Raw genomic sequence first — 25206 nt, 5'->3', positions numbered from 1 at the left:
TTCCCTCAGGCCCGGCCGGGGGCGACGGCACCGCCGGCCAGATATCGGCGGCCCTCCCGGCACCAGTCCAGGGCCTCGCAGTCCCGGCAGTGCTCGTCCGGGGCCGCCCGGTACGAGACGTCCGCCGACCAGGGTTCGGCCGTCGCGCGGACGATCTCCCGCGCCTCCGCGTGGACCCGGGGCCGCCAGGGGTCGATCTCCAGCCGGTTCCCGCCCTCCGCGCCGAGGATCTCCACCTCGATCCGGGAGCGGCGATGGTCTCCTCCGGCCGGTTCGCCGGTGCGCATGAGCAGGACGGCCAGCGCGAGCTGGGGATTTCCCGCCAGCACCGAGCCGCCGTCGTACAGCCGGCCGCCCCGGGTCTTCGTCTCCCGCCAGACCCACCCGCCGCGCCGGGTGTGCAGCAGATCCGGCTGAGCGATCAGCACCACATCGAGTACGGGGTCGTACGCCGTGACCCGCGGCTGCACCCGGACCTCCTCGTCCGGGCCGAGCCGGTCCAGCGGGCACAGGGCCGCGTGCCGCTCCACCATCGCCGCGGCGGCGAGGGCGGCGTCCTCGGGCAGCCCGGCCCAGACCTCGGAGGCCGGCGCGGGAAGACCCCGGCAGCCGCGCGGCCTTCGCAGCGCGTGCCGCTCGTTGAGCAGGGCGTCCACCGCGCGGCCCCGGCGCAGCGCCGGGTTCTCCGGCCGGGGCGAGCGCAGTTTCAGCTCCCGGGTCAGATGGTATTTGGCCGCGCACTCCGCGTACGCCCGCAGATCGCTGGCGGACAGACTGCGCCGCTTGCGGCGCCGGTCGGTGCGCCGCAGCCCGATCAGCCCCGGCGGCGGTCCGGGCAGCGCGGGGCAGCGCCCGGCACCGGGGCATTCGACACAGCCGCGACCGGGCCGCCGCTCGGACCCATCCACCACCCGCGCCAGAACAGGGCGGGTGTTCCGCTCGAACGCGCGCGCGGCCTCGGCGGGCGTACAGTCCGCCGTCACCTCGGCCGTGCCGTCGCCGCAGCCGAAGTCGATCACGCGCACCCGGTCGGGTCCGGCCGTCGGCCCGTACGGCGCGACCGCCGTGTACGGCTCCGTACGGCCGCGCTCCCCGTCGTACCCGGAGCGGCAGGGCTCTCCGAACGCGGTGACGAAGGCGGCTGCCGCGGCCTGGGCGGCGGGCCGGTCCTTCTTCGCCGTCCCGAAGGAGAGCAGCCACAGCTCGCGCACCGAGCCGTCGGCGGAGGCGTACCGCCGCCCCCAGGCCGTGCGCTCGTAGATCCGCGCGCCGCGCGCGTCGTGCGCGTCATGCCCGGCGGCATTGCGCGACCGGTTCCGCACCACCCACTCGTCCCGCACCGCACGGGTGGGCGGCCCGTCCGCGCCACGGTCGCGGCACCATGTCCCGCGGCGGTCCAGCCAGCGGAGGAGCGCCTCGGCCGTCCACTCGACCAGTCCGTCGTGCGCGGGGCGACCGCGTCCGAAGGTCCCCCGGGTGCGCCGCAGTTCCGCGATGGCCTCCTCGGGGGTCAGCCCGCCGAATTCGACGCGGTCGAGAGCGGACATCAGCGGTTTGAGTGTGAACGTCAGGAAGGGCTCGTGGGAGGGCAGCCGGCCGGCCGCGCTCAGCCAGGGTCTGGCCCTGACCGCCAGCTGGGCCGGACAGTCGGCGGGGTCCTCGCGAGTGAGGGGCAGACCGGTACGGACGAGGGACAGCTCGTCCGAAGTGGCGAGAGCGCAAGGCCAGTTGGACATGGGTGAGCGGGCCTCCTCGAACCGGAACGGCGGTGTCCCGGGCGGAGCCCAGAGAATCATGACCCGTGAACGGCGTCAACGCACGATTTTACAGAGGCTGTTGTCTGTAGAGTGGAGGGCCGCATGAACGGGCCGGCCGTCTCCGGCGGCGACGGTTTCGGATGCGGAGAGGCGTGGCCGGGTGTGAGCGGGAAGGCGCGGAACGCGAAGTCATGACAGAACAGCTGGTGCTCGACGGGCGTTACCGTCTGGAGCATTCCTCCAAGGGCGGATTCGGCGTGCTGTGGAAGGCGCGCGACCTCGAAGCGGACATCTGGGTCGCCGTCAAAGTCCTCCGTGACCCCGCCGAGGTGGCCGAGCAGGCCGGCACCAGTGTGGAGTCCATGGAGCCCGGCCTGAAGGCCCGGTTCCTCCGGGAGTGCGCCATCCTCCGGGAGATGAGGCACCCCTCCATTCCCGCCTGGCTGGGCCAGGGCCACCACGACGGTTCGCCCTATCTGGTCATGGAGTGGGTCGACGGAGTCTCCCTCCGGGAGTTCATCGAGACCTACGGCGCGCTGAAGCCGTCCTCCGTCGCCTCCGTCATGGTGCAGATTTCCGCGGCGCTCGCCTACGCGCACCGCCATGGCTTCATCCACCGCGATCTCAACCCGAACAATGTGATGATCACCGACCGGGGCACCGTGCACGTGATCGACTTCGGTATCGCCCGGCCGGTGGACCCCAGCGCGACCCGCCACACCGCGCCCGGCTACATGAGTCCCAACACCCCCGGCTACACCTCCCCCGAGCAGTTCCGCGACGGAGCCGTCGGCCTCGCGTCCGACATCTACTCCCTGGGCTGCATCGCCTACGAACTGCACACGGGTAGCTGGCCGTTCCACGCGACCACCGAAGGCGGACTGGAGTACCACCACATGTCCGAGACACCGGCCCCTCCGGTCGCCGGGAGCGCCCCCGGGCTCCCCCCGGAGCTGGCCCTGACCGTGGACCGGATGCTGGTCAAGCGGGTCGAGGGCCGACTCGGCAGCGCCGAGGAGGTCCGTGCGGCGTACCACCCCTTCCTGCCCGCCGAGGGCGACCCCGAGCCGATCCCCCGCATGACCCACGACCCGACCCTCCCCTTCCGCGAGCCGGGCGGGACGAGCCCCGCGCCGCCCGTCCGGGCGCGTGCGCGCGGGCGCTTCCGTGCCGCGCGCCGCGACACCCCCCGGCTCCGGACGGCCGAGGCGGAGGCCGCCCTGGAAGCGGCCCGGCGGGAACTGTCGGACGGGCGGGGGCCGGGGCCGCACTGCGCGGCGCTGGAGTCGCTGCTCCGGAGCGCGGTACGCGCGTGGGGGCTCCGCGCGGAACTCACGGCGAGGATCCAGCTGCTGTGCGCGGACGCGAGACTCCACCACGGGGAGAGGGCCCGGCCCTCCGACGTACGGGCGGCGCTCGCGCTCTGCCGGGAGCTGGTCGTGGCCCTCGACGGACAGACCGCGCCCGGCGTGCACGAGGTGTTCCTCGACGCCGGGCTGAGAGTGGCGCACTGCGTATGGGCCCTGGGCGACGACCCCACCCCGCCGTTCGACGGCTCCCCGGGCCCCCGGCACCCGTCAGAGCAGCCGACCGCCCGCCAGGACGTCGCTCAGCGCGGCGGTCAGCTCCCTGCCCAGCCCGTCGGCGCGCGCGAGCGCCCGCTCCAGCTCGACGATCCGGCGGAAGGCGTCCCCGTACCGCCGCTGCTCGGCCAGGGGCAGCCGGGGCACCCGGAGCCGGCGGACATCGACCCGTGAGGCGTGCGTGGAGTGGGAGCCCGCCCGGCGGGCGTTCTCGGGGGAGCGCAGGCACCCGGCGAGGAACCAGGGGTCGAGCAGGGCGGGATCCGGCCGCAGCGCCACTATCTGCGGAACGATCACCGTGGGCGCGGCTTCCTCCACCCAGACGCCGTACGTCTGCGAGGCGACCGCCACCACGACATCGTCGGGGGCGGTCAGCGTGATGTACCCCCCGAACGCGCGCACCTGGTGCGGGACGAGCCAGCCCGTGGGCTCCGTACGGCGCGGCAGCTCGCCGACCGTGAGCACGGGAACGGCGTCCGGGGGCCGGGGTCCGTGCTGCACCGCGCCTCCCCGGGGGAGCGCCTGGCCCGGGTGCAGCCGCAGCGCGTCCGCCCGGAGCAGCTCGTCGACCGTCGTCATGGAGGAGTGAGGGCCGCCCTCCGCCGTCTGCCGCAGCGCGGACAGGGTCGCCGAGAGCTCTTCCAGCCGCCCGACGGCCGAGGAGAACTCCTCCCACGAGCGCCGGCGGCTCCGGGCCGCCGATCGCCCGACGGCCGGCACATACCGGGCCGGAGTGAGATCCACCTGCTCGTCGAGAAGGCCCGTGACCGGCACGGCGGCGCTCCGGACGGACTCCGGGTCGAGACCCTCACCCACTTCACCCGCCTCGTGCGCCCGTGTCAGCGGGGGCAGGGACCGCAGCAGCGCGTCCCAGTCCACCGGCGGCCGGGGGCCGTTGCCGATCCGGTCGCCCTCCTCCGCCGCGTCCACGAGCAACAGGGTCGACGGCGGGCGGACACCCTCCGAGGGCTTCCGCAGAAGCCACAGATGCAGTCCGACGCCGTAGGGAGGGGCGGATCCCGAGGGGAGCGCGATCACGGCGCGCAGAGCGCCGGTGCGCAGCAGCCCGGCCCTGATCCGCCGGCCGGCGCGCCTCTTGGCCACCCCCGGGGGCAGCAGCAGCACCGCCGTCCCGCCGTCCGTGAGCCGGGACAGCGCGTGCTGCACCCAGGCCAGCTCCGGTTCCGTGCGCGGCGGATGGCCGTGGACCCAGCGGGCGTCGGTGGCGAGTTCCCCGTGCCCCCAGTCGCGTCCGTTGTACGGCGGGTTGCACAGCACCACGTCCACGCGCGCGTCGGCCCACGCGTCCGCGCGCAGCGTGTCGGCCGTACGGACGCGGACATCGGCGGTCCCCGGCAGACTCTCCATCGCGACGCGCCCCCGGGCGAGCCGCGTCAGCACCGGGTTCACCTCCGCGCCCATCAGCTCCAGCTTCCGGCCGGAGGACCAGTGATGGCCGGCTTTTATCAGCAGCCCTCCCGTCCCGCAGGCGGGATCCAGCACGGTACGCGGCTTCTCGCCGGGAGGTGCGGCCAGGGCGATCATCAGCTCGGCGAGCTGCGCGGGGGTCGAGACGATCTGCCGGATGTGCGTGTGCGACCAGCGCTCCAGCAGAAAGGCGAAGGTGGGTCCCGCGCCATGGGCGCGGGCGACCTCCAGCGCCTCCGCCACGGCGGTTCGCTGAGCCTCCGTCATCTCTCCGGGTGTGCCCTCCGGCGACACGGTCTCGGCGAGCGCGGCGATGGCCTCCCCGGCCGACGCCCGGCCGGGGAGAGCGTCGAACTGCGGCCAGAGCCAGCGCAGGAGATCTTCCTCGCGCCGCAGTTTCCCCTCGGCGCGCAGCCACGACTCCACCTCGGCCAGGGCGAATCGGGGACTGGCGTCCGTGCCGCCGGACGGATCGGGGAAGGTGTCGAAGCGCCGCCGCCAATTGCTCACGGCCGCCCGGCCCACCCCTGCCAGACGGGCGATCTCAGCCAGGGTCACGGTGACGGGCGACGGGGAGGGCATGGGGTGCTCCGATATCGGCAGGCTGGACCGGGACAACGTACAACCTGTCGATCTTGGACACCATGTTTTCGGGGGGCGTTGTTTGACGGCGTACACATCAAAAAAGACACCGCCCCGGGCACGGGTGGACCTGCCCGGGGCGGTGTGCCGCCGGCCGGCCGTCAGAACTGGCCGGGCCGGTAGTCCCCGGCGGGCTGCTGGATGATGACGTTGAAGCGGTTGAAGGTGTTGATGAGGGCGATGAGCGACACCAGGGCGCCGAGCTGGTCCTCGTCGTAGTGCTTGGCGGCGTTCGCCCAGGCGGCGTCGGTGACGCCGCCGGCCGCGTCGGCGATGCGGGTGCCCTGCTCCGTCAGCTCCAGGGCGGCGCGCTCGGCGTCGGTGAAGACCGTGGCCTCCCGCCAGACCGCGATCAGATGAAGGCGCGTCGAGGTCTCCCCGGCGTGTGCCGCTTCCTTGGTGTGCATGTCGACGCAGAAACCGCAGCCGTTGATCTGGCTCGCGCGGATCTTCACCAGCTCCTGTGTCGAGGCCGGCAGCGGCGAGCCCTCGATGGCCTTGCCCGCCGAGATGATGTGCCGCAGGGCCTTCGCCGTGACCGCGTTGTCGAGAAGGTTCAAGCGTGCGTCCATGGTGGTGCGCTCCTTGCCGTTGTTCGGGTCTGTGCCTTCTCGACGGAACAGCGCGGCAGGATGTGACATCGGCGGATGTGACGTGCGTCTCCCGGTCTCCCCGCTCCCGTCATCTGTCACCGGGTGAGCACCTGCCCGTCCCGGAGCGCGGTGTACGCCGCCCAGGCGTCGAGCGGCGGCGGGATCACCGAGCGGCGGTGGGCCGTGGCGCGGGTCAGCGCGTACCGCACGGCGGCGGCGGAGGCGGCCGGGAACAGCGAACACAGCAGTGCCGCCGCGCCCGTGACGAAGGGGGTGGCGGCGCTCGTGCCGCTCACGGTCCGGAAGGATCCGCCGAGCCCCGGGCCGGTGATCCGGTCGCCGGGGGCCCCGAGCCCGTTCCGTCCGATCGAGATGCCCAGATTGGACTGGGGCATGGGCCGCCCGGCGCGGTCGTACGCGACGACCGGGACGACCCAGGGATGGCGGGTGAGCACCGAGGATCCCGTCCGGCCCTGATTGCCGGCCGCGACCACGGTGATCACGCCCCGGTCCGCGGCATGGTCGAGTGCCGCCTCCAGCGCGCGGTCCGGGACGCCGGAGGGCGCGGGCTGCGCCATGCTGAGGTTCAGCACCCGGACGCCCGCGTCGACGGTCTCGGTGATCGCCTCGGCCAGCTCCCCGGTGCGCACCCCGGTCAGACAGGTCGCCGGGCCGCCTCCCGCCGGGCGGTCCGCGAAGAGGGGCCGCACCAGCAGGGCGCACCCGGGGCAGACGCCCGTGGCCGAGACGAGGATCCCCGCGACGAATGTGCCGTGCGCGCAGCACACATCGCCCCGGCGGCAGCCTTTCGGACCGGCCGGGCGCGACTCCCGTACCGCACGGCCCGCGAGAGCGGGATGGTCCAGGGCGACCGGACCGTCGATCAGCCCCACGACGACGGAGGACCGGCCGGTCGTGAGCGCCCTCAGGGGCGTCAGACCGGCCAGGTCCAGCGGTTCCATGGGCACCTTCTCTCCTCAGAGAGGCGGTGGGTCGGTCTGCCACGGCCCGCATGCCTTCCGGCACGAGGACGCGCAGTTTCTGTAGCACTCGGGCGCCTCGTACAGGGGCAGCTCCGCGCACTGGTCGTAGCAGGAATCGAGGCACTGGTTCTCGCAGCGGGTGCCCAGCTGAGGGAAGAGGCGGTCGGCCGACCGGCCGGGCCGGGCGAGAGTGAATCCGGGCAGTGTCATGCCATCACCACCGCCACTCCCAGCTCGTCCCAGTACTGGCAGCTGTTCTCCAGGCACCGCGAATAGCAGTTGTCGTCGAAACCTTCGGGGTACTCGCAGTTCGTGTGGCAGCCCGGCCCCACGACGCTCTCGCAGGAGATCTCCTGGGGGAGCAGCCGATCGCCGGCCGGGACGTGCGCCGGTCGCGTACGGGTGAATCCGGGGACACTCATGCGGAGGTCACCGCTTCTTGTCACAGAGCTGGCGCAGACACCGCTGCACACAGCCGCTGAAGTTGTAGGCGCCCCTGCACCGGTTGCGGCAGACCGGGCCCAGCTCCTCCTCGCAGGTGAACTGCTGGGGGAGGATCAAGTCGCCCGCCTTCGCCCCGGGGGCCGCCGTGTCGACGGCGAATCCAGGAATACGCATGTCCCTTCGCCTCTCTTCGGTTTACCGGTTACCGGTTGTAGTAGGTCTGGAACGGGGTCACGGGATAGGGGAACAGCCCGTCGACGCCGACGCGGACGGACCACTTCTCCGTGACATTGGTCCGGCGGTGGGTGTACGAGAAGATCGCCGTGATGACGGTCTGGGCCCCGCTGAGCCGGGACGGCACCGCATCCACCGAGGAGAGGGTGTAGCCGTCGGTGTACGCCTCGTTGGTCCTCTGGTAGATCTCCTGGTTCCGTACGGTGAGGTAGTTGAGGGCCCGGTCGGCGGGCGCGGTGCCCGCGTTGTCGCTGAGCTGGAGCAGCCGGTCGAGCAGGGCCCCGGTGCCCTTCTCGAAGTCCTTGCGGGAGGTGCCGGTGGGCCGCTCGATCGCCTGGATCAGCTCCTTGCTGTCGAAGGCCCAGATCTTCTCCACGCCCACCACGGGGACGGAGAGCCCCTGGCACGCGCCGGGGGGCGCGACCGGCCCCAGACGGCCCACGATCACGGCGAGATCGCGCCGGTCGGCGACCGGTCGCAGCGCCTCCACCAGTTCGGGCAGGTCCGTGGGGTCGGTGGGCTCCAGGAGGTAGGTGTCGACGCCCTGGACGGAGAGGACGTAACACATCTGCCGGGCGATGTAGCGGTTGTCCGGGTCGGACAGGACGCGGTAGAGGGCGTCGTCGTCGGTCGCGTCCGGCTGCTCCGCCTCGCCCGCGACCTGGCTGAACTCCCGCTGTACGGAGATGTCGGGGAACACGGCGCGGACCCGCCCCAGGACGTACACAGGGGTGGGTCCCGCGCTCCGCGCGGCCGATCCGTCGTGACCGCCCGCGCCGGAGGCGGTGTTGCCGCCGCAGTCGCAGCAGGCCTGGGTGACGGGAGGGGGTTCGGGCGCCGTGCCGGGCCCGTCCGGGGCGGCTTCGGGCGGCGGGCCGGTCTCGTCCTCCGGGAGGTCCATCGGTGTGCTCATCGGTTCGGACTGCATCGGTCACTCCTCGCACACGCGCTCACGCCGGAACGGTTCGTGCCCCGGCCGTTCCCGGTTCGCGTCGCGAGCGTGCTTTCCGTGCCGTTACAGCGTTACAGCGTTACAGGGCTACGCCGTTGCGTCGTTACCCGTCGGAGTGACGGGTGCTCAGCGGGGCGTGCGGACGCCGCCGATCACCAGCCAGCGGTTCAGGGACTCGGCCCGGCGGCCACAGCCGCCGCAGGGGCGGATGCCTGCCGCCGTGGTCACCCGGGCGACGGCGTCGCCGAGTCCGATCTCGGCGTCCTCCCTGGCGAAACCGGGAATCCGTACCCGGTGCCGGGGCTCGTCAGTTCGCTTGCCCCGCTCGCTCATTGAGTCCTCAACCACCCGTCTCACATCCGGTGTGCCCCGCCCCTTCCATCTTCCTCCGGTCCCGCTCAGGCGTCGAGCCGGGCCGCCAGGCCGTCGAGGACCCGGGCGAGGCCGTAGTCGAAGGCGTCGTCACGGATCCGCCGGGGGTGGGTGTCCTGTTGGGCGGAGCTTCCCTCCCGCAGTCCCGGGTGCTCCCGGGAGGCCTCGTCGAAGGCCGGGCGCAGCTCCGCCACCCACTCCCGCTCGGTCCTGCCGCTGCGGGCGATCGCCGAGAGGTACGCGGCCTCGGTGGTCGCGATGCCGATGACATACGCCATGAGCGTCCCCGCGGCCTGGTCCTTCTCGTCCGCCGGGAAGCCCGCGGCCTCGAACTGCGCGAGCAGTCCCGATGTCATCCGCACGGCGTTCGGGCCGACGTGCACCAGGCCGGTCTGGCCGATCTCGGGGGCGATCCAGGGATGGCGCAGGGTCATCGCCCGCAGCTCCGCCGCGACGCGGGCGACGGCCGGGCGCCACCGGGCGCGATCGGCGGTGGCAGGCGGCGGTTCCAGCTCGCCGTAGATCTCGTCGACGACCAGCTCGATCAGCTCGTCCTTGTTGGCCACATGCCGGTAGAGGGAGGTGGCCGCCGCGTTGAGGCGGGTGCCGAGTTTGCGCATGCTGAGCGCTTCCACGCCCTCCGCGTCCAGCAACTCGATCGCCGCGGCCACGATCTGCTCGCGGGTCAGCTGCTCCCGCTGCCGGGGGCGCGGCCGGGTCCACACCGACTCGGTCGGCTTCATCTCGGCTGGCACAGGGCCTCATCTCCACTCGTCGCGGTGTCGCCCCCCACGGTAGCGCACGCTGTACGCCTCTTGCGTACAGCGTTCCGCCGTGCGTACAGTGTTCGCATCGAGCAGCTTCGTACACATCAGGTGGGAGCAGACGCATGCCGCAGCAGCTGAACTGGGACGAGCAGGGCAACTGGCAGGTCAAGGGCGAGTGGGGGACCCGGGACTCGGCCGGCCGGAAGCTGGACCTCGCCCACTGGCAGGCCCGCCTCGACGAGCTGCGCGTCAAGTACCGCGTACCGGCCGCCTCGCTGGCGATCCTCGTCGACGGGACCGTCCATGAGCTGGCCGGCGGCGTACTGCACCGGGGCACCGGCGTGGAGGCGACGACCGACTCGGTCTTCCAGCTGGGCTCGATCGCGAAGATCTACACCGCCACCCTGATCATGCGGCTCGTCGAATCGGGCCAGCTGGACCTGGACGCATCGGTCGCGGACATCCTGCCCGAGTTCTCGATACCCGATCCCGCCGTGGCCAGGGAGATCACCGTCCGTCGGCTGCTCAGCCACACCAGCGGCCTCACCTGCGACTTCACCTACGACAGCGGGCGCGGTGACGACTGCCTCGCCAAGTATGTCGAGGCCGCCGGGAATGTGACGCTCGACTGCCCGCCCGGCACCGCGATCTCGTACAGCGGCATCGGCTACAACGTGCTCGGCCGGATCACCGAGGTGGTGACCGGCAAGGTCTGGGACGAGGCGCTCAAGGACCTCCTCCTCGCCCCGCTCGGCGTCACCCACACGATGACGCTCCCCGAGGAGGCGCTCCGCTTCCGCGCCGCGATGGGACACCTCGGCGAGCCGGGCCAGGAGCCGGAGCCCGCGCCCAGCTGGGACCTGATGCCGCGCTCGGCGGGCCCGTACGGCAGGGTCCTCTCCACGGCCGGCGACCTCGCGCGGCTCGCGCGCATGCACCTCAACGGCGGTCTGGCGGAGGACGGCACACGCGTGCTGTCCGAGGAGACCACCGCGCTGATGCGGCGGCGCGAGGCGGAGTCCCCCGACAAGTGGACCGTCAGCGCCGACGGCTGGGGCCTCGGCTGGACCCTCTACGACTGGGACGGCGTCCAGGGCTACGGACACGACGGCGCGTCGATCGGGCAGTACGGCTATCTCCGCGTGGTGCCCTCCGCCGGGGTGGCGGTCGCCCTGCTCACCAACGGCGGCGGTGCGCGCGAACTCTACGCCGCGCTCTACCGGGAACTCCTCGCCGAGCTGGCCGGAGTGACGATGCCGGAGCCCTTCGCCCCGCCCGCCCAGCCGCCCGCGGTCGACTTCGCCCCGCTCGTCGGCGTCTACCGCCGCGAGGGCGTGATCATCACCGTGACCGAACGGGACGGCGCGGGCCATGTGCTGTACGAGTTCGTCGACGGCATGAAGCACTTCTCCGAGCCCCTGCACATCGACCTGGTGCCGGTGACCGACACCGTCTTCGCCGGTACGGGGGTGGGCGCGGCCTTCAGCGAGGGGTACACGCCCGTCGTCTTCGCCAAGCTCCCCGACGGTACGGGGTGCGTCTACATCGGGATGCGCTGCGGCCCGAAGGTCGCGTAGCGCGGCGGCGACACGCCCGGCGGCGACACGCCCGGCGGGCCTCCCCGCCGGGCGTCCGTACCGTCCAGGAGATCCAGCAGCCGGGCGAGCCCCAGACCGGTCGCCACGAACGGCGGCAACTGCCGCATCAGCTCGGGACCGTGCCCCGCTCTCGTCCCTGCCGGGGGACGGAGCGGGGCGGAGTGTGACGTCGAGACCGAGGGTGCGTCCCCGGAGGCCCGTCAGGCCTTGCGGAAGACGTCCTTCACCGCGATCTTCCCCTCGCGAATGGTGAAGACATCGACAGCGCGGTCGAGCACCGCGCCGTCGGGGGAGTTGACGGTGAATTCCAGGATGACCCGATCACCCACCTCCAGCAGCTCGCCGTACACGAGGGTGATGCCCTTCGCCTCGTACTCCTTGCGAAGGCCGATGATCTTGTCCAGGAACCCGGGAATCTCCTCCTTGGTGTACGTCGTGCCTGGCTCCACCCCCTCCGCCATGATCCAGCGGGCGTCGTCGGTGAAGCACGCCGAAGCCGCCTCGACATCATCCCGCAGACCGGCCGCGAAGAACCGGTTCACCACGTCCTTGCCAGCACCCATTGCGAATACACCTCTCCATTTCTGATAAACAACTGCGAACTGATGGTGCGCACGAGCGACCCGAGGTCAGCTCATACGGACCGGAAGCCTCTCCAGACCTCGGAACTGTGCCGTGTAACGCCACTCCAGAGCGGCCGGATCGACGGCCGGCTCCCAATGGGGGAAACGCTCCAGCAGCTTTCGGAAGACGATCTCGCCCTCCAGCCGGGCGAGCGGCGCGCCCAGGCAGTGATGCACACCGTGCCCGAACGACACATGGGCCTGGGCACCGGCCCGCGTCACATCCAGCCGATTCGGATCGGCGAACTTCCCGGGGTCCCTGTTCGCCGACATGAGGGCGATGAAGACGATCTCGTTCTCCGGGATGGTGACCTCACCGACCTCCACCGGACTGGTGGTGAAACGGATCGTCGACATATTGAGCGGGCTCTCGTACCGCAGGAACTCCTCGACCGCACCCGGCACCAGAGTGGTATCGGCCCGCAGGACATCCCGCTGGTCAGGATGGGTCAGCAGAGCCAGCACACCACTGCTGATCATGTTCGCCGTGGTCTCGTAACCCGCGTTCATCACCAGGAAGATCGTCGACATCAACTCGGTGTCGTCCAGACCCACTCCACCGGTGTCCGCCTCGATGAGCGCGGACACCATGTCGTCACCGGGATTCGCCCGCTTCTCCTTGACAAGCTCAGCCAGATAAGCGAATGCCTGCCCGATCGCCCGCTGCTTCTCCTCCGCCGAGATGTCGACGCTCGCGAGCGCCCCACTCCACCTCTTGAAATCGTCGAACCGCTCCTCCGGAACGCCGAGGAGATTCCCGATCACATAGATCGGCAACGCCAGCGCGATGTCCTCGACCAGATCGAAATCCCGGCCCGGGACGATCCCGTCCAACAGCCTGTCCGTCGTGGCCTCGATCCAAGGGCGCATCTTCTCCACACGGCGCATGGTGAACGCCCTGCCGATGAGTTTCCGCAGCCGGGTGTGCTCGGGCGGGTCACTGAACAGCATGCTGCGCGGATGCTCCGGCGCGGAGCTTTCGGCGTCGAGCGACTGGGCGTTCACGACCGCCGGCAGATTGACCGCGTCCTTCGACAGCCGAGAATCGGCGAGCAGCGCACGCCCTTGCTCGTAATCGGTCACCACCCAGGCGTTGAGTTCGGTGGCCAGGGTCTTGACCACATGACGTCGTACGACACCGGACTCACGCAGCTTCTCGTACGTGGAGTAGGGGTCCTGGACGAAACTCCAGCTCAGCAGATCGACTCCGCCGGGGGAGGGGAGCGGGAGCGTCGTCTTGATTCCGGTCGACAAGAGAGTGTCCTTTCTGCGGGGCGACGCGTTCGTCCCCGTGGTCACGAGAGGTCGGCCAGCCAGTCGGCGACGGCCTTGGCGGTCGTCGGAGCGAATTCCTCGACGACGGAGAGATGACTGCCGGACGTCACGACCTCGGTGTGCGGCAGCGGCCACCCCGCACGCGTGCTCGCGAGCGGCGTCGTACCCGGCTCCAACAGGAAGTCGGCGGCCCGCACCACCAGAGTCGGCGTCGACGTCCGGCCCGGAACCCAGCCCTCGAACAGACTCAGATACCGGCCCATCGCCATCAGCTTCGTGCCGTCCACCGTCTCGACGATCTCCGGCCGGCCGGCCAGCTCGCGGAAGAGGGACTGCTGCAACTCGGCGGTCTCCCGGTCCCCGGGCAGATATGTGTCGAGCAGTACGAGCCCAGCGGGCTTCGGCCCGCCGTCCGCCTCCAGCGCCTCCGCCACGGCATGCGCGAGCCAGCCGCCGGAGGAGTACCCGACCAGCACATACGGCCGATCGCCGGCCGCGCGCCGCACCAGCTCGGAGTGCGCCCGTACGGCGTCCCCGAGCGTCTCAGGCAGCTGGGCCAAGCCGTCCCCGCCGGTCCCGTCGGCCCCAGCGGCCGAGCCGCCGTACCCGTATCCCGAGAGGGCCAGGGCCCTTACACCGCGCTCGCCCTGGAACTCCGCGCCGAGCCGCGCGTACTGGAGCGGACTGGACGGCGCGACGAACGAAGGCAGACACAGCAGCTCCGGCAGGGCCTCACCACCCTCACCACCCTTACCACCCTTCGCGAACCGGACCGGTTCGCGGCGCGAGCCCTTCGGCGCGGTCGCGCCGACCCGGGCTCCTGCGCCTGCGGTGCCCGCAGTACTGCCGTGCAGATAGGACGCGGCGGCGAGAAATCTCAGCCCCTGCTCGGCCCGGCCGTCGAGGCAGGCTCGACGGAACGTCTCCACGAGCGACACGCCGTCGCCGACCAGTGTCGACAGCCCCCGCGGATCGGTCGTTTCCTGTACGGGCGTCCCGGCGGCCAGATGCGCCGCCAGCGCCTCCACGGTGGGGTGCTCGAACACCTCGGCGGCGGTCAGCCGTGATCCGGCCGAGCCCCGGAGACGATCGCGCAACTCGACGGCCGTGATCGAGTTGAAGCCCAGCTCCGTGAAGGTCTGCCGGTCGCCGATCGTGTCGTGCTCGGCGTGCCCGAGCACCGCCGCCGTCTGCGAGCGCACCAGATCCTGAAGCGCTGTCAGCCGCTCGGCACCGGTGAGCCCGTCGAAGATGGCCGATGGTGACGACACATCGGCGGGCTCCGCCCCCGATCCGTTCTGCCGACGGGTACCACCTGTCACCTCGGGCCAGTAGCGGCGGCGCTGGAAGGCGTAGGTGGGGAGGTTGATGGGGTGGGTTCTGGTGTTTTGGTAGTAGGTGGTCCAGTCGATGGTGGTGCCGTTGACGTGGAGGTGGGCGAGGGCGGTGATGAGCTGCTGGGGTTCGGGCCGGTCTCTGCGCAGGGCGGAGGCGGCCGGGATGTCCTCGACCATTGTGGAGAGGGTGGCGTCGGGTCCGAGTTCGAGGAGGTTGTCGATGCCCTGTTCCGTCAGGGTGTGGATGGCGTCGGTGAAGCGGACGGGGCGGCGGACGTGTTCGACCCAGTAGTCCACGGAGCAGATTTCATCGGCTGTTACGGGTTTGCCGGTGACGGTGGAGACGATGGGGATCCGGGGGGTGTGGAAGGTGAGCTTGGTGACGATCTCCCGGAAGTCGTTGAGGATGGGTTCCATGAGGGGTGAGTGGAAGGCGTGGCTGACGGGGAGCCGCTTGAACTTCACCCCCAGCTGTTGCGCGATGTCGAGGGTGTCGGTTTCGGTTCCGGCGATGACGAGGGAGTCGGGTCCGTTGATGGCGGCGATCCCGACGGTTGCTTCCCGTCCCGCGAGGAGGGGGAGTACGGCTTCTTCGGTTGTCTGGACGGCGATCATGGCTCCGCCGGTGGGGAGTGCCTGCATGAGTCGTCCGCGTGCTGATACGAGGGTGCAGGCGTCTTCGAGGGACAGCACTCCGGCGATGTGTGCGGCGGTGATTTCGCCGATGGAGTGTCCGGTGAGGGCCTCGGGCTTCACTCCCCAGGTTTCGATGAGTCGGTAGAGGGCGACTTCGAGGGCGAACAGTGCGGGCTGGGTGTTCCCGGTCTCGTCCAGACCCTCACCCGAGCGGATGATCTCCCGAAGGCCCTCGTCCAGGTGGGACAGCACCGCGTCGTAGGCCGCTGCGAAGGCGGGGTAGGTCTCGTACAGTTCCTGGCCCATGCCGGCCCGCTGTGAGCCCTGGCCGGTGAACATGACGGCGACCCGGCCGGCCCCTGCGGTACCTTCGACGGTCTGGTCGCCGATGATCACGGCCCGGTGCTCGAACAGCGACCGCGAAGAGACCAGCGACGCGCCGATGTCGACCGGGCGCGCGTCCGTGCCGGCGGCGTACTCCCGAAGCCGCGTCAACTGGTCCCGCAGAGCCTCGGGCGTTCGGCCGGACACGATCCACGGCACCACCGCCGGAACCACACCCTCGACGGCGGCTTCCTCCGTCTCCGGTGCCTGCTCCAGCACCACATGCGCATTCGTCCCGCTGATCCCGAAGGCGGACACGCCCGCCCGGCGTGGCTGCGTGGTGTCGGGCCAGTCCCGGGCCTCGGTCAGCAGCTCGATCCCGCCCGCAGACCAGTCGACCTCGGGGGACGGCGTACTCACGTGCAGGGTCCTGGGCAGTACGCCGTGGCGCATCGCCTGGACCATCTTGATGACGCCCGCCACACCGGCGGCGGCCTGTGTATGCCCAAGGTTGGACTTGACCGAGCCCAGCCACAGCGGTCGGCCGTCCGGACGCTCCTTGCCATAGGTGGCGAGCAGGGCTTCGGCCTCGATCGGGTCGCCCAGGGGTGTGCCTGTGCCGTGGGCCTCGACCGCGTCGATGTCGGCGGGAGCCAGCCGGGCATTCTCCAGGGCGTGGCGGATGACGCGGCGCTGGGAGGGGCCGTTGGGGGCGGTGAGGCCGTTGGACGCGCCGTCCTGGTTGACGGCGCTGCCGCGTACGAGGGCCAGCACCTGGTGGCCGTTGCGCCGCGCGTCGGAGAGACGCTCGACCAGCAGGACACCGACACCCTCGCCCCAGCCGACGCCGTCGGCGTCGGCCGAGAACGCCTTGGAGCGGCTGTCCGGGGCGAGGCCGCGCTGGCGGCTGAACTCGATGTAGCCCGAGGGCGTGGACATGATGGTCACACCGGCCACCAGCGCCATCGAGCAGTCGCCCGACCGTAGCGCCTGCGCGGCCAGATGCAGGGCGACCAGCGACGACGAGCACGCCGTGTCCAGAGTGACGGCGGGACCGGTGAGTCCCAGGGTGTACGAGATCCGGCCGGAGGCCACACTGCCGGCGTTGCCGGTGATCAGCAGCCCTTCGACCTCCCGGGGCGGATCAGTGAGAAGCAGCGGATAGTCCTGGCCGTTGCCGCCGACGAAGACGCCGGTACGGCTGCCGCGCAGCGACAGCGGGTCGATGCCCGCGCGCTCGATGGTCTCCCAGGCGACTTCGAGGAGCAGCCGCTGCTGGGGGTCCATCGCCAGCGCCTCGCGCGGCGAGATGCGGAAGAAGGGCGCGTCGAAGGCGTCGGCGTCGTAGAGGAAGCCGCCTTCGCGGGCGTACGTCGTGCCCGATGCTGCCGGGTCCGGGTCGTACAGATCCTCGGCCCAGCCGCGACCGTCGGGGAAGGGGCCGACGGCGTCCGTGCCGTCCGCGACCAGCCGCCACAGATCCTCGGGCGAGGCGACACCACCGGGGAAACGGCAGGCCATGCCGACGATCGCGACCGGCTCGTGCGAGGCGGCGATGAGCTGCTGATTCTGCTGCCGCAGTCGCTCGACCTCTTTGAGGGAGGTTCGGAGCGCGGCGACGAACTGTTCGTTGGAGGACGTGCTCATCATGACCTTTCCACGCCGGTCGCCAGCAGCAGCAGGCTCTCGGCGTCCATCTCGTCGATCGAGTCGACCGTCTCGGCCACTCCGGCCGCTTCCGCCGGGGCCGCGTCCTGATTCATGGCCCTCGCCGCCGTCCCCGCCTCGGGGGCGGCCAGCTGAAGCAGCACGTCCAGCAGCCCGGCCCGGCGAATCCGGTCCAGCGGGACCGATGTCAGCACCTGCCGCAGCCGCCGGTCCTGCGGATCGTCGGTGTCCTCGCCCGCCGCTCCGCCGAGCTGGGGCAACAGCTCCGTACGCAGATGGGCGGCGACGGCGGCCGGCGTGGGGTGGTCGAAGACCAGCGCGGTCGGCAACCGCAGCCCGGTGGCCGAGTTGAGCCGATTGCGCAGTTCGATGGAGGTCAGCGAGTCGAAGCCGAACTCCTTGAACGCCCGGTCGGGCGCGACGCTCTCCCGGCCCGCGTGACCGAGGACGCGGGCGACCTGCGTACGCACCAGCTCGGTCAGCTCGCGCTCCTGCTCCTCGGCGGAGAGCCCGGCGAGTCGCCGAGGCAACGAGCCACCACCGTCCGGCTCGCCGCCGTTCGCCGCGCTGCGCCGACCGATCGCGGGGACGAGCGCGCGCAGGACCGCGGGCAACTCGTCGGCCCGCCGCCGGGAGAGCACCGACGTGTCGAACGGAGCGGGCACGAGCAGAGACCGGCCTTCGTCCCTGCCCCCGCCGCCGTCGGCGATCGTGAGGGCGGCGTCGAAGAGGGACAGGCCCTGCTCCGGCATGAGCGGAACGATGCCGGAGCGGCGCAGCCGGGTCAGATCCGCCTCGTCCAGCTCACCCGCGAGACCTGCGGCAGCCCCGCCCCAGGCCCCCCAGGCCAGGGACAGCGCGGGCAGGCCCCGCGCCGTACGGTGCGCGGCCAGCTCGTCCAAGAACGCGTTGGCGGCAGCGTAGTTGCCCTGCCCCGCGCCGCCCAGCAGCCCGGACACCGACGAGTAGAGAACGAAGGCGCTCAGATCCAGATCGGCGGTCAGCTCGTGCAGATTCCAGGCCGCGTCGACCTTCGGCCGCAGCACCGCGTCCAGCCGGTCGGGTGTGAGCGAGGCCAGTACGCCGTCGTCGGTGACGCCCGCGGTGTGCACGACCGCCGTGACCGGATGCTTGGCCGGTACGCCGGCGAGCAGCGCGGCCAGCGCGGTGCGGTCGGCCGCGTCGCAGGCGGCCACCGTGACGTCGGCACCGAGCGCGGTCAGCTCCGCGGTGAGTTCCTCGGCCCCGGGGGCGGCCGGGCCGCGGCGGCTGGTCAGCAGCAGATGCCGTACGCCGTGCTCAGCGACCAGATGACGGGCGAGCAGTGAACCCAGGGAACCGGTCGCGCCCGTGATGAGTACCGTGCCGTCGGGGTGGAAGGCCGGCACCCGCTCCGATGCCGGAACGGCGTCGGAGGATGTCGTCCGCACGAGGCGTGGAACAAGGAGTTCACCCTCGCGCAGCACGAGTTGGGGCTCTTCGGCGGCAACGGCAGCCGCCGCGATGTCGTCCGTCTGCCGCTGCTCGCCGCCGTCCGCGTCGATCAGGACGAATCGGCCCGGGTTCTCTGTCTGCGCGGTCCGCAGCAGGCCGTGCACAGGCGATGCCGTCAGCGCGTCGCCCCGGGTGAGGACAACGAGCTTCGAATCGGCGAACCGGTCGTCGGCCAGCCAGCCCTGGACGAGCCGCAGCGCTTGGTGCGCCGCCGCCCGTACGGTGCCGGGGGTGCCGGAAGCATGCGGCTGCCGGGGCGGGGTGTAGGTGATGGGCGCGACGACCACCGGCGGCGGGGACGCGAGATCGCCGGCGTCCATCGCCCGGACGAGCCCGGCCAGGCCCTCGGCGGCATCGCCGCCGTCCGTGTCCAGGGTGAACCAGTCGTTCGGTTCGGGTGCTTGGGACTGTCGGCCCGCGGGTACGGGCAGCCAGTCCAGGCGGAAGAGCCCTTGTGCGGACCGGGTTCGGACGTCGGCCAGTTCATCGGCCTGGACGGTCCGCCAGGACAGGTTCTCGACGTAGGCGACGGCGGCCCCCGTGCCGTCGGCGATGTGGACGGCCGACGAGCCACCGTCGGCCCCCCGCGTCAGCCGTATCCGCAGCACGGACGCGCCCGTGGCGTGCAGCGACACGCCCGACCACGTGTGCGGGACGCGCACATCGCCTTCGGCGCCACCCGCCTCGGTCCGGCCGGTGAGCAGGGAGGCCTGCGCGACGACGTCGAGCAGCGCCGGGTGCAGGGTGAACCGGCCGGCCTCCTCGCCCTGGTCGTCCGGGAGAGAGGCCTCGGCGTACACCTCGCCGTCGAGCTGCCACACCTTGCGCAGCCCCTGGAAGGCGGGGCCGTAGCCGTGCCCCTGCTCCACAAGCCGTTCGTACGTGCCCTCGATGTCCACCTCGACGGCCCCGGCCGGCGGCCAGACCACCAGGGCTTCGGCTGTCCGGCCCGCGCCGGCCACGAGGGTGCCGGTGGCGTGCTGGGTCCAGGGGTGGTCGTCACCGTCGGGCCGCGAGTAGATCGCGAACTCCCTCCCGGTGACCGTGATCTGAAGTTGTACGTTGCCGTGTTCGGGGAGTACGAGCGGGGCGGCGAGGACGAGTTCCCCGATGGTGTCGCAGCCGACGCGGTCACCGGCCAGTACCGCCAGTTCGACGAACGCCGCACCGGGCACGACCGCGGAGCCCAGCACAGTGTGGTCGGCGAGCCAGGGGTGTGTCTGGAGCGACAGTCGACCGGTCAGGACCGCCCCGTCACCATCGGCCAGTTCGACAACGGCGCTGAGCAGCGGATGCCCGGTCGCGACAAGCCCGGCGGAGGTCACATCACCGGCATCGGGGGTGGTGATCAGCCAGTAGTTCTCGTGTTGGAAGGCGTAGGTGGGGAGCTGGATGGGGTGGGTTCCGGTGTTTTGGTAGTAGGTGGTCCAGTCGATGGTGGTGCCGTTGACGTGGAGGTGGGCGAGGGCGGTGATGAGCTGCTGGGGTTCGGGTCGGTTTTTGCGGAGGGTGGGTGTGCCGTTGGTGAGGGCGGAGAGGGTGGCGTCGGGTCCGAGTTCGAGGAGGTTGTCGATGCCTTGTTCTGTCAGGGTGTGGATGGCGTGGGTGAAGCGGACGGGTCGGCGGACGTGTTCGACCCAGTAGTCCACGGAGCGCAGTTCATCCGGTGCTGTGAGTTTGCCGGTGACGGTGGAGACGATGGGGATCCGGGGTGTGTGGAAGGTGAGCTTGGTGACGACGTCCCGGAAGTCGTTGAGGATGGGTTCCATGAGGGGGGAGTGGAAGGCGTGGCTGACGGGGAGCCGCTTGAACTTCACACCCAGTTGTTGTGCGATGTCGAGGGTGTCGGTTTCGGTTCCGGCGATGACGAGGGAGTCGGGTCCGTTGATGGCGGCGATCCCGACGCTCGACTCACGCCCTGCGAGGAGGGGGAGTACGGCTTCTTCGGTTGTCTGGACGGCGATCATGGCTCCGCCGGTCGGCAGGTTTTGCATGAGTCGTCCGCGTGCCGATACGAGGGTGCAGGCATCCGCCAGGGACAGCACTCCGGCTACATGTGCGGCGGTGATTTCGCCGATGGAGTGTCCGGTGAGGGCCTCGGGCTTCACTCCCCAGGTTTCGATGAGTCGGTAGAGGGCGACTTCGAGGGCGAACAGCGCGGGCTGGGTGTTCCCCGTCTCGTCCAGGCCCTCACCCGAGCGGATGATCTCCCGAAGGCCCTCGTCCAGGTGGGACAGCACCGCGTCGTAGGCCGCTGCGAAGGCGGGGTAGGTCTCGTACAGTTCCTGGCCCATGCCGGCTCGTTGTGAGCCCTGGCCGGTGAACATGACGGCGACCCGGCCGTTTCCGGCGGTACCTTCGACGGTCTGGTCGCCGATGATCACGGCCCGGTGTTCGAACAGCGAGCGTGAAGAGACGAGGGACGCGCCGATGTCGACCGGGCGTGCGTCGGAGTCGTCGGCGAAGGCGCGCAGGCGCTCGATCTGGTCCCGGAGGGCTTCGGGCGTTCGGCCGGACACGATCCACGGCACTACCGCCGGAACCGTACCCTCGGCCGACGGCTCTTCCGTCTCCGGTGCCTGCTCCAGCACCACATGCGCGTTCGTCCCGCTCACGCCGAACGACGACACCGCGGCCCGCCTCGGGCGTCCGGTCTCCGGCCAGTCCCGGGCCTCGGTCAGCAGCTCGACTCCGCCTCCCGACCAGTCGATCTCGGGGGAGCGCTGCTCAGCGTGGAGGGTCTTGGGCAGTACGCCGTGGCGCATCGCCTGGACCATCTTGATGACGCCACCGACGCCCGCCGCCGCTTGCGCGTGGCCGATGTTCGACTTCAGAGACCCCAGCCACAGAGGCCCCCGGTCGCCGCGATGGCGTCCGTAGGTGGCGAGCAGGGCTTCGGCCTCGATCGGGTCGCCCAGGGGTGTGCCCGTGCCATGGGCCTCGACCACGTCGACATCCGCCGGCTTCAGCCGGGCGATGTCCAGCGCCTGGCGGATGACGCGGCGCTGGGATGGGCCGTTGGGGGCGGTGAGTCCGTTGGACGCGCCGTCCTGGTTGACGGCCGAACCCCGCAGCACGGCGAGGATCTGGTGGCCGTTGCGCCGGGCGTCGGAGAGACGCTCGACCAGCAGCATGCCGACGCCCTCGCCCCAGCCGACGCCGTCCGCGTCGGCGGAGAAGGACTTGGAGCGGCCGTCGGGGGCCAGCCCGCGCTGGCGGCTGAACTCCACGAAGGTGCTCGGAGTGTGCATGACCGCGACACCGCCGGCGAGGGCCATGGAGCATTCGCCCGAGCGCAGGGCCTGCGCGGCGAGGTGCAGGGCGACCAGCGAGGACGAGCACGCCGTGTCGACGGTGACCGTGGGGCCGGTCAGACCGAAGGAGTAGGCGAGGCGGCCGGATATGACGCTTCCGGCGTTGCCGGTCATCAGGATGCCTTCGAGCTCCTGCGGGATCTGCCGCACGGGCGGGGCGTAGTCGTAATACATGACGCCCGCGAACACGCCGATGTCAGTGCCGCGCATGGTGGCGGGGTCGATGCCCGCGTGCTCGAAAGTCTCCCAGGTGGTCTCCAGCAGGAGTCGCTGCTGGGGGTCCATGCCGAGGGCTTCGCGTGGTGAGATTCCGAAGAAGCCCGCGTCGAAGGCGTCGGCGTTGTAGAGGAAGCCGCCTTCGCGGGTGTAGCTCTTGCCCTTGGCCTCCGGGTCCGGGTCGTAGAGGTCCTCGGCCCAGCCGCGCCGGGTGGGGAGGGGGCCGATGGCGTCGACGCCGTCGGCGACGAGCTGCCACAGATCCTCGGGGGAGCCGACGCCGCCGGGGTAGCGGCAGGCCATTCCCACGATCGCTATCGGCTCCTCGCCCTGGGACTCCAGTTCCTGGACCCGCTGACGGGCGCGCCGGAGATCGGCGGTCACCCGCTTCAGATAGTCGACCACCTTGTCCTGCGATTCCTGCTGCTTTTCCTGCTGGTTTTCGCGCACTGTGTCACTTCCTCTGCCGCGAGGGCGAATACATCGAATATTTCCGAATATTCCTTGACCTCACGCGAGGTCGAACTCTTCGTCGATGAGATGGAGCAGCTCGTCCACGGAAGCCGAATGAATGTCATCCTCCGACGCTCCGTTCTGCTCTGTGGGTCCTGCGGATTCACGCAGCCGCAGCAGGACCTTTTCGAGGCGGCCGACGGCGCTGTCGTACGCCTCAGGGCTCTCGGGATCAGACTCTGCGAGGCTGGCCTCCAGCCGGTCGATCTCCTCACTGAGGGATCCGATCCGGGAGGGGCCGCCCAGGACGGGAATTTCCTCCGCGAGATGACCCGCGACAGCCGCCGGCGTCGGGTAGTCGAACACGAGGGTCGCCGGGAGACGCAGACCGCTCAGCGCGTTGAGCCTGTTGCGGAATTCGACGGCGGACAGCGAGTCGAAGCCCAGCTCGTTGAAAGCGCGGCTCTGTTCCACACTCTCGAATCCCGAGTGACCCAGTACGGCGGCGACTTCGCCGCGTACGAGGTCGACCAACGCCGTCTCGCGCTCGGCGGAGTCGAGCCCGGAGAGCCGCTCCGCCAGCGATCCGCCGACTGCGCCCGTGGCGGCTCCCGCCACCGCGGAGCCTCGGCGGGGCGTCGCCCTGACGAGGCCCCGCAGCAGGGGCGGGAGGTTCTCGCCCAGTGCGCGCAGGGCGGCCATGTCGAAGCGGACGGGGGCCAGCAGATTGCGATCCTCGGCGACGGCGGTGTCGAAGAGCGCCATCCCCTCGTCCTCGGACATGGGCGTCACTCCGCCCTTGGCGACACGCTTGCGGTCCGCCTCGTCGAGATGGCCGATCATTCCGTTCGCCTGGTCCCACAGCCCCCAGGCGAGCGAGGTCGCCCGCAGGCCACGCGAACGCCGGTACTGGGCGAGGGCGTTGAGGAAGGCGTTTCCGGCGGCGTAGTTGGCCTGTCCGGGCGGGCCGAGAATGCCGGAGACGGAGGAGTAGATGATGAAGGCGGACAGATCACGGTCGGCGGTCAGCTGGTGAAGGTTCCAGGCCGCGTTGACCTTGGGCCGCAGAACCCGGTCCAGCTGTTCGCCGGTCATCGAGGCGATGATGCTGTCGTCGAGTATGCCTGCGGTGTGTACGACGGCGGTGAGTGGGTGTGTGTCGGGGATGTCCGTGAGTAGTTCGGCGAGTGCGGTGCGGTCGGTGACGTCGCAGGCGGCGATGGTGATGTCCGCGCCGAGTTGGGTGAGTTCGGTGGTGAGGTCGGTCGCGCCGGGTGCTTGGGGGCCTCGTCGGCTGACGAGGAGGAGGTGTCGTACGCCGTGTTCGGTGACGAGGTGGCGGGCGAGGAGTGCGCCGAGACCGCCGGTGCCACCGGTGACCAGCACCGTGCCATCGCCGTCCCAAGGGGTCGCCATGGCGTCGGCCTCCGCCCGCACCTTCGCCAGGCGCGGAGCGCGGGCCACGCCGTCGCGGATCACCAGCTCGTGGTCACCCGCCGCGAGCGCGGCAGGCAGCAGACGGGCCGAGGCCTCCGAAGCGTCCAGATCGACGATGGCGAACCGGCCAGGGTTCTCCGTGGCCGCCGAGCGGAAGATTCCCCAGGCTCCGGACAGTGCGAGGTTCTCCAACCCGGCGTCTTCGTCGGAGGGCACGGCGTCACGGGCCACCAGAACCAGCTGCGAAGCGCCGAACACGGCCTCGGAGACCCACTCCCGGGCCAGCTCCAGAGCGCGGTGCGTGATCGTGCGCGCTGCCTCGCCGAGGTCGACGCCCCCGGAACCGGCTGCGGAGGCCCGAGCCGCCTCTGCCATCCCGGGCAACTGCACGAGCACCACGGGCGGCATTGAGGTGCCGGCGTTCACCGCAGCGCGCAGAGCGGAGGCGTCCGGATAGGACGTGAGCTCGGCGGCGACTCCCAAACCGTCCTCGCCGAGAATCGCCCAGTCCGCCGTGTTCCCCGCCGCGCCGTCCGTCACGGGGACAGCGGTCCATTCGACCTGGAACAGCGACTCGTGCTGTGTGGCAGCCGCGCCGCGCAGCATCTCGGCGGACACCTCGCGGGACAGCAGCGCACCCACCGTCGCGACAGGTGTGCCCGCCTGGTCGAACAGCGCGAGCGATACCTCGTCGAGTCCGGTCTCCGCCGTGGTGCGCACCAGCCGTACACGGACCGCAGTCGCCCCGGCCGTATGAACGGTCACCCGAGACCACGAGAACGGCAGTCCCGGCCGTCCGCCGGCCTCCGCCACCCCCGGCAGCAGGATGTGCAGCGCCGCGTCGAGCAGCGCCGGATGCAGAGTGAAACGAGCCGCCTCATCGTGCTGCTCCTCCGGCAGAGCGATCTCGGCGAAAAGCTCGCCGTCCGACCCGTTCCAGGCGCTGACCAGCCCTTGGAAGGCGGGGCCGTAGGTGTAGCCGTGTTGGTGGAGGGTTTCGTAGGTGTGGGTGAGGTTGATGGGGTGGGTGTTGGTGGGGGGCCAGGTGGTGGGTTTGGTGGGGTTGGGTGTGTTGG

The 25206-nt window shown here is 71.0% G+C and carries 16 protein-coding genes and 1 pseudogene; 2 read left to right on the top strand and 15 right to left on the bottom strand.

Features of this window, described 5'->3' with window-relative positions:
- Positions 1–5: 5 nt before the first annotated feature.
- Entirely contained in the window at positions 6–1736 is a 1731-nt protein-coding gene (locus ABD371_RS21530; RefSeq protein ID WP_344479271.1) for a PD-(D/E)XK nuclease family protein, read from the bottom strand.
- A 161-nt stretch (positions 1737–1897) separates the two neighbouring features.
- Between ABD371_RS21530 and ABD371_RS21525 the strand changes: the two are divergent.
- A pseudogene (locus ABD371_RS21525) lies at positions 1898–2761 on the top strand (serine/threonine-protein kinase); the annotation flags it as partial.
- Positions 2762–3334: 573 nt separating this feature from the next.
- Here the strand turns inward: ABD371_RS21525 and ABD371_RS21520 are convergent.
- The 8 genes from ABD371_RS21520 to ABD371_RS21485 all read right to left on the bottom strand — a co-directional run bounded on the left by ABD371_RS21520 (position 3335) and on the right by ABD371_RS21485 (position 9743).
- A complete protein-coding gene (locus ABD371_RS21520) occupies positions 3335–5350 on the bottom strand; it encodes an N-6 DNA methylase (RefSeq protein WP_344479270.1) in 2016 nt (671 codons plus the stop codon).
- 161 nt (positions 5351–5511) lie between these two features.
- The gene (locus ABD371_RS21515) at positions 5512–5982 is read right to left on the bottom strand and encodes a carboxymuconolactone decarboxylase family protein (RefSeq protein ID WP_344479269.1); all 471 of its coding nucleotides are present in this window, start codon (positions 5980–5982) and stop codon (positions 5512–5514) included.
- A gap of 116 nt (positions 5983–6098) precedes the next feature.
- Positions 6099–6965 carry a S8 family serine peptidase gene (locus ABD371_RS21510; protein ID WP_344479267.1) on the bottom strand — a complete coding sequence of 289 codons (867 nt, stop codon included), beginning with the start codon at positions 6963–6965 and terminating at the stop codon, positions 6099–6101.
- Between the two features lie 227 nt (positions 6966–7192).
- On the bottom strand, positions 7193–7408 hold the full coding sequence (locus ABD371_RS21505) for a hypothetical protein (protein ID WP_344479266.1): 216 nt from the start codon (positions 7406–7408) through the stop codon (positions 7193–7195).
- A 7-nt stretch (positions 7409–7415) separates the two neighbouring features.
- The gene (locus ABD371_RS21500) at positions 7416–7604 is read right to left on the bottom strand and encodes a hypothetical protein (protein WP_344479264.1); all 189 of its coding nucleotides are present in this window, start codon (positions 7602–7604) and stop codon (positions 7416–7418) included.
- A gap of 28 nt (positions 7605–7632) precedes the next feature.
- A complete protein-coding gene (locus ABD371_RS21495; RefSeq protein WP_344479262.1) occupies positions 7633–8592 on the bottom strand; it encodes a cyanobactin maturation protease PatG family protein in 960 nt (319 codons plus the stop codon).
- Between the two features lie 150 nt (positions 8593–8742).
- Positions 8743–8964, bottom strand: a complete 222-nt coding sequence (locus ABD371_RS21490) for a hypothetical protein (protein WP_344479261.1) — start codon at positions 8962–8964, stop codon at positions 8743–8745.
- 50 nt (positions 8965–9014) lie between these two features.
- Positions 9015–9743: a TetR/AcrR family transcriptional regulator gene (locus tag ABD371_RS21485; RefSeq protein ID WP_344479259.1), complete on the bottom strand. Its 729-nt coding sequence runs from the start codon at positions 9741–9743 to the stop codon at positions 9015–9017.
- A gap of 134 nt (positions 9744–9877) precedes the next feature.
- Between ABD371_RS21485 and ABD371_RS21480 the strand changes: the two genes are divergently transcribed.
- Positions 9878–11332 carry a serine hydrolase domain-containing protein gene (locus ABD371_RS21480; protein ID WP_344479257.1) on the top strand — a complete coding sequence of 485 codons (1455 nt, stop codon included), beginning with the start codon at positions 9878–9880 and terminating at the stop codon, positions 11330–11332.
- Here ABD371_RS21480 and ABD371_RS21475 read toward each other — a convergent pair.
- The 6 genes from ABD371_RS21475 to ABD371_RS21450 all read right to left on the bottom strand — a co-directional run.
- A complete protein-coding gene (locus ABD371_RS21475) occupies positions 11296–11460 on the bottom strand; it encodes a hypothetical protein (protein ID WP_344479256.1) in 165 nt (54 codons plus the stop codon). The two genes, ABD371_RS21480 and ABD371_RS21475, sit on opposite strands and share 37 nt — an antisense overlap.
- Before the next feature lie 93 nt (positions 11461–11553).
- On the bottom strand, positions 11554–11916 hold the full coding sequence (locus ABD371_RS21470) for a nuclear transport factor 2 family protein (RefSeq protein ID WP_344479254.1): 363 nt from the start codon (positions 11914–11916) through the stop codon (positions 11554–11556).
- A 66-nt stretch (positions 11917–11982) separates the two neighbouring features.
- Positions 11983–13230, bottom strand: coding sequence for a cytochrome P450 family protein (locus ABD371_RS21465; RefSeq protein WP_344479252.1), 1248 nt, complete (start codon positions 13228–13230; stop codon positions 11983–11985).
- Positions 13231–13271: 41 nt separating this feature from the next.
- Entirely contained in the window at positions 13272–17198 is a 3927-nt protein-coding gene (locus tag ABD371_RS21460; RefSeq protein ID WP_344479250.1) for a type I polyketide synthase, read from the bottom strand.
- A complete protein-coding gene (locus ABD371_RS21455) occupies positions 17195–22690 on the bottom strand; it encodes a type I polyketide synthase (RefSeq protein ID WP_344479249.1) in 5496 nt (1831 codons plus the stop codon). Before ABD371_RS21455 ends, ABD371_RS21460 begins: the two co-directional genes overlap by 4 nt.
- 60 nt (positions 22691–22750) lie before the next feature.
- On the bottom strand, positions 22751–25206 hold a 2456-nt coding region (locus tag ABD371_RS21450; protein ID WP_344479247.1), incomplete at its 5' end, for a type I polyketide synthase.

This window comes from Streptomyces amakusaensis, assembly GCF_039532665.1.
Classification (GTDB): Bacteria; Actinomycetota; Actinomycetes; order Streptomycetales; family Streptomycetaceae; genus Streptomyces; species Streptomyces amakusaensis.
This window is presented reverse-complemented; position numbering and strand designations above follow the sequence as displayed.